Below are 10,218 nucleotides of genomic sequence, written 5' to 3'. Positions count from 1 at the left end.
CGCGGCGCGCCGCCTGCCCCGGCCCGGGCCGAGGCGAGCGCGAGCCGGTAAGCGGCCCAGGCGGTCGCGCCGCCGGCCAGGACGAGCGCCGCGGCCCAGGGCAGCGCCGCCAGCACGCGGCCCGCGTAGAGCTCCCCGGCGCCGGCCTCCGCGAGCGCGGCGGGGTACGCGAGCCAGCGGAGCGCGCGGGCGCCGCGCAGCATGCGGAGCAGCGCGCCGGGATGGCCGGCGGTCCAGGCGAGGAGCACCCCCACGCCGACGTAGACCGCCGCGACCAGGATCTCCCGGGCGCGCCGCCCGCGGAGCAGCCGCGCGAGGAGCTCCTGGAGGAGCGCGACGAGCGCGACGGTGGCCACGACGAAGGCGGCGAGCACGACGGCGAGCAGCGCGAGCCAGGCGCCGGGACGCGCCACCGCGGCGCCGCCGAACGCGCCGACGAGGAGCAGGCACCAGAACGCCGCGAACGGATCGCCCGCCACCGACGCCGCGAGCCCGTGGCCGAACGCCTGCGCCGGCGAGATGGGGTAGACGAGGAAGCGGCGCAGGTCGAGCGCGTCGCGCTCCGAGATCGAGAGCGACACGACCGTCCAGGTCTGCCAGACGCCGAAGAAGAGGGCCGCGATCGGCACGGTCGCCTGCAGCCCCCGCCCCGCGCGCACCGCCTGGTACGTGCCGATCCCGGTGAGCGCCGCGAAGGCGAGCCCGGCCGGCACGGCGACGACGTAGAGCGCGACGCGCGCGACGACCTCCGGCACGCCGCCGGGGCGCCGCAGCCGGCGCAGGAGCAGGAGCCAGCGGAGCTCCGCGAGCGCGCGCAGGGTGCCGAGCGCGCCCGGCGGCGCGGGCGCGCGTCCCCCCTCCCCCGCGCTCACGCGCCCTCGCCGAGCCAGGAGAGGCCGCGCACCTCGCCGCGCTCGTCTCCGACGGTGCGGATGAACACCTCCTCGAGCGTGAGGGCGCCGCGGACCTCCGCGAGCGTGCCCTGCGCCGCGAGGCGGCCCTCCCGGATGATCCCCACGTGCGTGACGATCCGCTCCACCACCTCGAGCACGTGGCTCGTGAGGAAGATCGTCAGGGCGCGCCGGGCGACGAGGTCCTGGAGGAGGCGCCGGATCCCGCTCACGGCGACCGCGTCGATGCCCTCGAACGGCTCGTCGAGGAAGAGCAGCCGGGGCCCGTGGATGAGGGCGCAGCCGAGCGCGAGCTTCTTCCGCATCCCGTGGCTGTACTCGGAGACGAGCTTCCCGGCGTCGTCCGCGAGCTCGAGCGCGCCGAGGAGCTCGTCGGCGCGCCGTCCGGCCTCGCGGCGCTCGAGCCCGTAGAGCTGCCCGTGGATGCGGAGCTGCTCCGCGCCGGAGAGGCGCTCGAAGAGCGCGAGGCCGTCCGGCACGACGCCGACGCGACCCTTCACGGAGAGCGGATCGACGGCGAGGTCCGTCCCGAGCACGCGCGCCCGCCCGGAGGTGGGGGCGAGCAGGCCGGTGAGCATCTTGATGGTCGTGCTCTTCCCCGCGCCGTTCGGACCGAGGAACCCGTAGAACGCGCCCTCCGGCACGGCGAGCGCGAGCCCCTCCACGGCGGCCCGCCCGTGGAACAGGCGCGTGAGCCCCTCCGTCTCGATCGCGAGCGTCGTCACGGGGCTGTTCTACCGCGGGCCGGGGAGGCGTGCCGGCGAGCCACCCACGATGGCACGCGGCCCCGGCGGGCGGCGCGACGCAGGCGACACGGCGGGTGAAGCGGGATCACTGGAGCGCGGCGGAGACCGCGTCGTCCTCGAAGTAGAGGAACCGCACGCCCATGCCGCGAAGCGCGAGCGGGCCGCGGTCGGCGGCGGGCGTCCGGCCGATGAGGTGGCAGACGTAGCGGACCTCCGCCACGGCGGTCATCTCGCCCGACTCGGCGGGGAACGTGACGCGGACCTGGGAGCCGATGGGGTGCGGGACGCGGGTCTCGACGAACATGCCGCCCTCGGAGATGTTCCGGGCGATCCCGAGCCCCATCCCGCGCTCGCCCTCGAGGTAGACGCGGAAGACCTTGTCGAGGCGCGGCGTCGCGCGACGTTCCACCGGCGCCGTCGTCCGCCCGTCCTTGCGGCTGTTCAGCATGTCGTCCGCCTCCTGCCTGAGACCGCAGGCTAGGGCGGTGTGCGAATGTGGTCAAAAAAGCGACCTGCGCCTTCATGGGCGCTCCTGCCGCACGCCGAAGGATTAACTTTCCTACAGGCCGGAGGGCGCCACGCTAGACTCGAGGCACCCGCCCGGGCGACCTGCCCGATTCGAACGGACTCCATCACATGCGTCTTCTCTGGGTCGCGGTACTGCTCCTCGCCTCCACCCCTGCTGCCGTCCGAGCGGGCGAGCGCTTCGACGCCGTCGCGACGAGCGCGGAGCGCCTCGACGCGCTCGAGCCCTTCCTCGCGCGCTACGTCGGCCACTGCACCGACATCTACACGCGCGCGGCCTGCGAGGCGAACGTGCTCGCGGCGCGCCGGTCCGTCGCCGGCAAGACGTTCACCGTTCGTGTCACCGACGCGGCGACGCTGGTCCGCGCCGAGCTGCAGGGCGACGGCTTCGTGCTGCTCGTGACGCCCTTCGTGGACGGCGGCGGGCTCGCCCTCACCCACGGCGCGCCGGCGCGGCAGGACGCCTCCGGCCACCCCCTCGTGAACCTCATCCCCATCCGCGGAAAGCTCCCGCCGGGCGTGATGGACATGGAGTTCCAGGGGCCGTTCCGCACCGGCGCCATCGAGCTCGAGATCGTCTTCAAGCCCGAGCGGACCTGGAAGCTGCCGCGGCGCGGCGAGGGCGGGCAGATGGAGGGCGTCGCCGCCCGCTTCGTGGCCATCCGCGTCATGGACGCGCGCACCGGCAACGAGATCGCCTCGCGCGTGCTGTAGCCGCCGCGCGAAAGCTGCTCCAGAGGGCCGCCCCGCCGACCGGGACGGCCCTCTGCTCTTCTGCGAGGCCGGGGCTACTGCCGTCCGCCGACCGGGACGGCCACGTAGACGAGGTCCTGGCCGCGGCGCACGCGCAGGAGCGCGACCTCGCCGTCCTTCATCCTGGCGATCGCCTGCGCGACGTCCTGGACCGTCTTCACCGGCTTCCGGTTCAGCTCGACGATGATCATGCCGGGCTCGATGCCGGCGCGCGCGGCCGGACCGCTCGCCACCACGTCGCGGACCAGCACGCCGTCGCCCGGCTCGACCCCGAGCTGGCGCGCGATCTGCGGCGTCAGATCGCCGAGCGTCACGCCGAGCTTCGGGCTCTTGTCGCCCTTCGGCTCCTCCTCGCCCGTGTCGCCGCGCGCGATCGCCTCCTCGTCGTCCGGGCGCTGCGCGACGGCGAAGCTCACCTGCTTCTTCTGCCCGCCGCGGAGCACCGTGAGGTCCACCTTGCTGCCTGGCGCGACCAGGGCGACGGTGCGCGTGAGATCGCTGCCCGAGGCCACCGGCTTCCCGTTCACCGCGACGATGACGTCGCCCGGCTGGACGCCGGCCTTGGCGGCGGGGCCGCGCGGCACGACGGCCTGCACGAGCGCGCCCTTCTGATCGGGCGGCAGCCCGAAGCCCTGCGCGAGGTCGCGGCTCAGGTCCGTGATCGACACGCCCGCGTAGCCGCGCGTCACCTTCCCCTTCTCGCGGAGCTGCGGGAGGATCGACTTCGCGAGGTTGATCGGGACGGCGAAGCCGACGCCCGAGCCGAGCTGCGGCGACACGATGGCCGTGTTGATGCCGACCACCTCGCCCTTGAGGTTGAAGAGCGGGCCGCCCGAGTTGCCGGAGTTGATGGCGGCGTCGGTCTGGAGGAAGTCGTCGTACGTGCCGGTGGGGTTCACCTCGCGGCCGCGGTGCTTCGCCGAGATGATGCCGAGCGTGGCGGTGTTGCGCAGGCCGAAGGGGCTGCCGAGCGCGAGCACGAAGTCGCCCTGCCGGATCGCGTCGGAGTCGCCGAGCACGACCGTGGGGAGGTTCTTCGGCGGGTTCACGAGCTTGATGAGCGCCACGTCGGTGGCCGGGTCCCGCCCGACCGTCTCGGCCTTGAACTCGCCGCCGTCGGTCAGCCGGACGAGGATGTCCGTGGCGTCCTGGACGACGTGGTTGTTCGTGAGGATGAAGCCCTCCGGGCTGATGAGGAAGCCCGAGCCGAGCGACGAGCCGCGGAACTCCTCGGGCATCTGCGGCGCGGGGCGACCGCCGAAGAACCTGTCGAAGAAGTCCTGGAACTCCTGGTCGTCGCCGCCGCCCTGCCCGGGCGCGCCGCCGCGGCCGCCCGGGGCCTGCCCGCGGCCGTGCGGCGACTGAGGCATCCCGCGGACGGGCGGGTGCTTCATGACGGTGGTGGTCGAGATGTTCACGACCGCGCCCTGCACCTTCTCGATGAGCGGCGCCACCGAGCCCTGCGAAGGAACGGCGATCTGCGCCTGCTGCTGCGCGGACTGCTGTGGGGACTGCTGCGCGGCGTCGACGTACAGCGGCGCCCCCCCACCGGCCGGTGCCGCTGCGGAACGCTGGGGCTCGGTCGCGGCGCGGCCATCCTGCGAGCACGCGAGCAGGGCCGCGATGAACGTGACGCTGAGGCTTCGACGGAAGATGCGGCGCATGCTGCACTCCTGGGAAAGTTGATCCGGCCGAAAGACGCCCGGCGTGGAGATCTATTCCCGCCACGCCGCGGCCGGAGCGGAACCGCGCGAGATGCTACGCCTGCGCGAGACGCCCCACCCGCACCCGCGCGGGGCGAAGGACGCGGTCGCCGATGCGATACCCCGGCCGGATCTCGTGCAGCACGACGCCGTCCTGCGCCGCGTCCGCCACGGGGATGACGTCGATGGCCTCGGCGACGTGGGGATCGAAGGGCTGGCCTTGCACGGGGATCTTCTGCGCGCCGAGCTCGGCGATCCGCTTGTGCAGCGAGACCAGCGAGATGCGCACGCCCTCCGCGAGGTTCCGCAGGGCGTCCCCCTGCACCTCGCCGGCGCTCACCGCCGCCAGCGCTCGCTCGAGATCGTCGGCCGCCTCGAGGAGCGCCTGCACCACGTTGGCGCGCTCGGCCTCCAGGAGGCGCGTGCGCTCGCGCTCGAGGCGCTGCCGGAAGGCCTTGTTGTCCTCGACGAGCGACGCGTACGCGCGCGACAGCTCGTCGATCCGGGTCTGCTGGGCGGCGAGCTGCGCGTCGCGCGGGTCCGCGCCGGCCTCCGCCTCCGGAGCCGCCTGCGCGCCCCCGGTCCCCTCGGACCCGCCCTCCTCCACCGGCGCGCCGTCGCTGCGGAACCGCCGCCTGTCGACGACCTTCACCTGCGGCTCGCCACCCTCCGCGCCGGGCGCACCGCGACGTTCATCGGACATGCCTTGTCGTGACCTCCGGCCGCGAACGTAACCACACGTCCAGGGCTGTCAAACGCGTAGAGCCCCGCCTGCGCGCGGACGCGCCGGGGGCTCGTTCGATCGGGACGGCGCGCCGTTCGGCGCGGGCTCAGGGCGGCGGCGGGTCTCCGGGCAGCTCGTCGAGGGCCTCGCCACGCGCGTCGCGGATCTCCACGCCCGCGGCGCGCAGGCTGTAGAACAGCAACCAGCGCTCCGCCGGGGACAGGCTGCCGTGGGGGAGCGCCCGATCGATCTCCTGGAGCGACAGGTGTCCCCGCCGGATGCCGGTCTGGAAGAGGACCTTGCGCGCCTCGTGGCTCTCGGACGCGTGCTTCACTCTCCGTCCCCGGGTGCCGTGCGAGCCACCGCCTGCGGCCCCTGCCAGGAGTCGCGGTGCTCCTCCGCCATCGCCACCGGCCGCGAGGGGTTCTCGGGCGGCGCCTCCGCGTGGCCGGGGCCGTGGATGGTGCCGGGCCGGGAGACCTTCGGGCCCCACAGCCGCGTCATCTCCTCCTCCTCGACCACCTCCGCCGTGAGGAGCCGCGCGGCCATGGCGTCGAGCTTCTCGCGGTGGTGGCGGATCGCCTCCTGCGCGCGCCCGTGCGCCTCCACGACGAGGGACTGCACCTCGCGGTCCACCTCGAGCGCCGTCTGCTCCGAGTACGTACGCGGCTCGAACCCCTTGCCGAGGAAGGACGGCGCGCGCTCCTCGTTGAGCGCGATCGGCCCGAGCGATGGGCTCATGCCGTAGTCCTTGACCATCATGCGGGCGAGCCCGGTCGCCTGCTGGAGGTCGTTGGAGGCGCCGGTGGACGGCTCGCCGAACACCTCCTCCTCCGCGACGCGGCCGCCCATGAGCCCCGCCATGCGGTCTCGCAGCTCGGACAGCGTGAGGAGGTAGCGATCCTCGATCGGCAGCTGGAGCGTGTACCCGAGCGCGCCGAGGCCGCGCGGGATGATGGAGACCTTCGTGACCCGGTCCGCGTAGGGCAGCATCCAGGAGACGAGCGCGTGCCCGGCCTCGTGGAACGCGACGATCTCCTTCTCGCGCTCGTTGATGCGCCGGCTCTTCTTCTCGAGCCCGGCGACGACGCGCTCGATCGCCTCCTCGAACTCCGAGCGCGTGACCGCGCTCTTGTTGCGCCGCGCGGCGAGGAGCGCCGCCTCGTTCACGACGTTCGCGAGGTCGGCGCCCGCGAAGCCCGGCGTCCGCGCCGCGACCGAGCGGAGGTCCACGTCGGCGCCGAGCTTCACGTTCTTCGCGTGGATCTGGAGGATCTTCTCGCGGCCGCGCTTGTCCGGGCGATCCACGAGGACCTGCCGGTCGAAGCGGCCCGGCCGCATCAGCGCCGGGTCGAGGATCTCGGGCCGGTTCGTCGCGCCCATGATGATGAGCCCGGCGCGGGCGTCGAACCCGTCCATCTCCGCGAGGAGCTGGTTCAGCGTCTGCTCGCGCTCGTCGTGGCCGCCGACGACGCCCGAGTTGCGCGACTTGCCGAGCGCGTCGAGCTCGTCGATGAAAACGATGCACGGCGCCTTCTGCGTCGCCTGCGCGAAGAGGTCGCGCACGCGCGCGGCGCCGACGCCCACGAACATCTCGACGAACTCGGAGCCCGAGAGCGAGAAGAACGGCACGCCCGCCTCGCCCGCGGTGGCGCGCGCGAGGAGCGTCTTGCCGGTCCCCGGGGGTCCGACGAGCAGCACGCCCTTCGGGATCCGGCCGCCGAGCCGCCGGTACTTCTCCGGCGTCTTCAGGAACTCGACGATCTCCTGGAGCTCCTCGACCGCCTCGTCGATGCCGGCCACGTCCTGGAAGGTGATGCCGGTGTCCGGCTCCATGTGGACGCGCGCGCGCGTCTTGCCGAACGCCATGACGCCCGGCGGCCCCTGGCCCATCTGCCCGGACATGCGCCGCATGATCCACGCCCAGAACAGGAGCCCGAGCGCGATGGGCGCGACCCAGACCCAGAACAGGTCTCCCATGCCGCCGCCGGCGACCGCGTCGTACGGCACGCCGGCCTTCTCGATGGCCGGGACGAGCTCGTCGTCGCCGCCGGGGATGCGCGTCGCGACGTACGGGAGCGCCTGACCACCCTTGTCGCTCTTGTCGCCGTCGGCGGCGCCGCCCTCCACCGGCTTCGGGATGCCGCGCACCCAGTCCGGCCCGATCACGACGCGCTCGAAGCTGCTCTGGCGCACCATGTCCTTGAACTGCGAGTACGGGATGCGCCGCACGCCGACGTCCTGGAACGCGCGGAAGAGGAACACCGCCAGCGCGATGAGCACGAGCCACGCCGCCGGCGAGGCGAGCGGCACGCGTGTCTGCGGTCCCTGGCGCGAGCCTCGCTCGCCCCGCTGTCCGTGTGGCTTCTTGTCGTCCGCTGGCACTGGGCCTCCCGCCCCCTTCGCAGGGAATCTGTGCATGTCGGGGGAGCGGGCAATCCGCCGCCTCACGATGGAGCGCACCGAACCGAGGTCGGGCGAGGGCAGCAGACCGGCAGGGTCTTGCCAGGCGGGCGCGTGGCCGAAAGACGGGCGCTTCCGCGGCGCGGGCTGGCGCGCCGCGCTACGATCCGGTGGACGCCCCTGGCGTCACAGCCCGAGCAGCTTCGCGATGGTCTTCTCGTCCGCCGCGGGGAACTCGTACTGATCGAGCTCGTCGGGGCGCACCCACCGGTGGGCGTGGACGCGCAGGTTCTGGATGGGCCCGCTCACGAGCCGGCAGCGGTAGACGCAGAAGTCGATGTCGTAGCTCTCGTACGCGTGCTCGACGTGGATCACGCGATCGCCGACCTCGACGCCGATCGCCATCTCCTCGCGCAGCTCGCGCGCGAGCGCCGCGGGGTCCGTCTCCCCCGCCTCGACGCGTCCGCCGGGAAACTCCCACAGGAGCGGCAACGACGCGCGGGGCGGGCGCTGGGTGATGAGGTACTTCCCGTCCTGCTCGATCATCGCCCCGACGACCCGGATCTTCCGGCGCATCGCTTGTGTCCCCGTTCGCCTCGAGGCCGTCGGACGGCGCTCGCCTGAACTCGTCGGAACGACGCGGCGGGCGCGACCGCCCGCTCCGGCAGGCGGCGCACCTCGCCGACCCTCATGAATTGTAGAATCGGCACACCATGGCGTCCATCCGGTTCCTCGGCGCGGCGGGTACGGTGACCGGCTCGCGCTTCCTCGTCGAGTCCGGCTCGGCGCGGGTCCTCGTCGACGCGGGCCTGTTCCAGGGGCAGAAGGAGCTGCGGCTCAGGAACCGCGCGCCCTGGCCGGTGCCGCCGGGCTCGATCGACGCGGTGGTCCTCACCCACGCGCACCTCGACCACACCGGGGCCTTGCCGCAGCTCGTCCGCGACGGCTTCCGCGGCCTCGCGCATTGCACGCCCGCGACGCGCGACCTCGCAGGCCTCCTGCTGCCCGACTCGGGCCGGCTGCAGGAGGAGGAGGCGCGCTACGCGAACCGAAAGGGTTACTCGAAGCACGCCCCGAATGCGGCGCCGCTCTACTCGGAGGCCGACGCGCTGGCCGCGCTCCCCGTCCTCTCGCCCCTCCGCTACGGAGAGCTGCGCGAGGTCGTCCCGGGCGTTCGCCTCCGCTTCCGCCGCGCGGGCCACATCCTCGGCAGCGCCCTCGCGGAGCTCGTCCTGGATGGCCCCCGGCCCCTGAGGCTCCTCTTCAGCGGCGATCTCGGCCGCTACGGCGCGCCGATCCTGCCCGACCCGGAGCCGGGCGCCGCCGCCGACGCGCTCGTCCTCGAGAGCACCTACGGCGGCAAGCGCCACCCGGAGGTCCCCGCCGCGGCGGCCCTGGCGGAGGAGATCCGGCGCTCCGTGCACGCGGGCGGGGCCATCGTGATTCCGGCCTTCGCGATCGGCCGCACCCAGGAGGTGCTGTTCACGCTCCGCGCGCTCGAGAAGCGCGGCGAGATCCCGGCCCTCCCCGTCTTCGTGGACTCGCCGATGGCGCTCGACGCGACGCCGTTCTTCCTCGCGCACCGCGACGATCACGACGACGAGATGACGAGGCTCATGGCGGCCGGCGAGGAGCCGCTCCGGCCGGCGAAGCTCACCTTCTGCCGGAGCCCCGATCAGTCGAAGGCGCTGAACGACGTGCAGGGCCCGTGCATCATCCTGTCCGCCTCGGGCATGGCGACCGGCGGGCGCGTGCTCCACCACCTCGCGCACCGGCTGCCCGATCCGCGGACCACCGTCCTGCTCGTCGGCTTCCAGGCGGCCGGGACGCGCGGCGCCACGCTCCAGAGCGGCGCGCAGACCGTCCGGATCCACGGCGAGGACGTGCCGGTGAGGGCGCGGGTGGCCACGATCAGCGGCTTCTCGGCGCACGCCGACGAGGCGGAGCTCTCGCGCTGGCTCGCGACGTTCCCCTCGATGCCGCGGCGGACCTTCCTCGTGCACGGGGAGGCCGCCGCGCTCGCCGCCTCGAAGGCGCGGATGGACGCGCTCGGCTGGCCGGCGCACGTGCCGCGCCACCTCGAGGAGGTCGCGCTGTGATCCCCGTCCCACCCCGGGGGACGCGCTGATGCTCGGCCCGCGGCTGCTCCTCGACGGTGCCCTGGGGACGGCGCTCATCGCGCGCGGGCTCCCTCCGGAGGCGCTCCCGGAGGAGTGGCTCCTCGCGCGTCCCGGGGTCGTCCGCGACGTCCACGCGGAGCACGCCGCGGCCGGGGCCGGTCTCCTCCTCACCTGCACCTTCAACCTGGCGGCGCCGAGGCTCGCCGCGCGCCTCGATCCCGTCCGCGTCGAGGCGCTCGCCGCGGCGGCGGTGCGGGTCGCGCGCGAGGCGGCTCCGCACGCGCGGGTCGCCGGCGCGCTCGGCCCGACGGGCCTCGCCGGCCCGGGACGATC

At 74.0% G+C, this 10,218-nt stretch carries 10 protein-coding genes and 1 pseudogene; 3 read left to right on the top strand and 8 right to left on the bottom strand.

From position 1 onward, the window contains the following. The 3 genes and pseudogenes from MNY60_RS22390 to MNY60_RS22380 form a co-directional block, all read right to left on the bottom strand. Nucleotides 1-872: pseudogene (locus tag MNY60_RS22390) on the bottom strand (hypothetical protein); the annotation flags it as partial. After that, on the bottom strand, nt 869-1,636 hold the full coding sequence (locus MNY60_RS22385) for an ABC transporter ATP-binding protein (RefSeq protein WP_242356791.1): 768 nt from the start codon (nt 1,634-1,636) through the stop codon (nt 869-871). The gene MNY60_RS22385 and the pseudogene MNY60_RS22390, both read right to left, overlap by 4 nt. A 106-nt stretch (nt 1,637-1,742) precedes the next feature. Beyond that, entirely contained in the window at nt 1,743-2,105 is a 363-nt protein-coding gene (locus MNY60_RS22380) for a PilZ domain-containing protein (RefSeq protein ID WP_242339988.1), read from the bottom strand. Nucleotides 2,106-2,293: 188 nt separating this feature from the next. Here MNY60_RS22380 and MNY60_RS22375 point away from each other — a divergent pair, with 188 nt between their 5' ends. Further along, on the top strand, nt 2,294-2,896 hold the full coding sequence (locus tag MNY60_RS22375; protein WP_242339987.1) for a DUF6066 family protein: 603 nt from the start codon (nt 2,294-2,296) through the stop codon (nt 2,894-2,896). A 74-nt stretch (nt 2,897-2,970) separates the two neighbouring features. Here the strand turns inward: MNY60_RS22375 and MNY60_RS22370 are convergent, their stop codons facing one another. The 5 genes from MNY60_RS22370 to MNY60_RS22350 form a co-directional block, all read right to left on the bottom strand. Further along, nucleotides 2,971-4,599 (bottom strand): Do family serine endopeptidase, encoded by a 1,629-nt coding sequence (locus MNY60_RS22370; protein WP_242339985.1) that lies wholly within the window; start codon nt 4,597-4,599, stop codon nt 2,971-2,973. A gap of 94 nt (nt 4,600-4,693) precedes the next feature. Further along, nucleotides 4,694-5,341 (bottom strand): nucleotide exchange factor GrpE, encoded by a 648-nt coding sequence (locus tag MNY60_RS22365; protein ID WP_242339984.1) that lies wholly within the window; start codon nt 5,339-5,341, stop codon nt 4,694-4,696. 127 nt (nt 5,342-5,468) lie between these two features. After that, on the bottom strand, nt 5,469-5,696 hold the full coding sequence (locus MNY60_RS22360) for a hypothetical protein (protein WP_242339982.1): 228 nt from the start codon (nt 5,694-5,696) through the stop codon (nt 5,469-5,471). Continuing rightward, nucleotides 5,693-7,747, bottom strand: a complete 2,055-nt coding sequence (gene ftsH, locus MNY60_RS22355) for an ATP-dependent zinc metalloprotease FtsH (RefSeq protein WP_242361929.1) — start codon at nt 7,745-7,747, stop codon at nt 5,693-5,695. The genes MNY60_RS22360 and ftsH overlap by 4 nt, the downstream gene beginning before the upstream one ends. A 204-nt stretch (nt 7,748-7,951) precedes the next feature. After that, the gene (locus tag MNY60_RS22350; RefSeq protein ID WP_242339980.1) at nt 7,952-8,341 is read right to left on the bottom strand and encodes a (deoxy)nucleoside triphosphate pyrophosphohydrolase; all 390 of its coding nucleotides are present in this window, start codon (nt 8,339-8,341) and stop codon (nt 7,952-7,954) included. Nucleotides 8,342-8,478: 137 nt separating this feature from the next. On the opposite strand from MNY60_RS22350, the gene MNY60_RS22345 reads away from it, so the two are divergent. Continuing rightward, complete coding sequence (locus MNY60_RS22345; RefSeq protein WP_242361927.1) at nt 8,479-9,864, top strand: MBL fold metallo-hydrolase RNA specificity domain-containing protein; 1,386 nt, start codon at nt 8,479-8,481, stop codon at nt 9,862-9,864. A gap of 28 nt (nt 9,865-9,892) precedes the next feature. Further along, on the top strand, nt 9,893-10,218 hold a 326-nt coding region (locus MNY60_RS22340; RefSeq protein WP_242361925.1), incomplete at its 3' end, for a homocysteine S-methyltransferase family protein.

This window comes from Anaeromyxobacter sp. SG17 (assembly GCF_022690695.1).
GTDB lineage: Bacteria > Myxococcota > Myxococcia > Myxococcales > Anaeromyxobacteraceae > Anaeromyxobacter > Anaeromyxobacter soli.
Note: the sequence above shows the minus strand (reverse complement) of the source record. Positions and strands in the feature narration are given on the sequence as shown.

Coding starts and splice junctions, on each gene's coding strand:
- MNY60_RS22370 (WP_242339985.1), bottom strand. CDS start 4,599: ATGCGCCGCATCTTCCGTCGAAGCCTCAGCGTCACGTTCATCGCGGCC.
- MNY60_RS22350 (WP_242339980.1), bottom strand. CDS start 8,341: ATGCGCCGGAAGATCCGGGTCGTCGGGGCGATGATCGAGCAGGACGGG.
- MNY60_RS22375 (WP_242339987.1), top strand. CDS start 2,294: ATGCGTCTTCTCTGGGTCGCGGTACTGCTCCTCGCCTCCACCCCTGCT.
- MNY60_RS22345 (WP_242361927.1), top strand. CDS start 8,479: ATGGCGTCCATCCGGTTCCTCGGCGCGGCGGGTACGGTGACCGGCTCG.
- MNY60_RS22365 (WP_242339984.1), bottom strand. CDS start 5,341: ATGTCCGATGAACGTCGCGGTGCGCCCGGCGCGGAGGGTGGCGAGCCG.
- MNY60_RS22380 (WP_242339988.1), bottom strand. CDS start 2,105: ATGCTGAACAGCCGCAAGGACGGGCGGACGACGGCGCCGGTGGAACGT.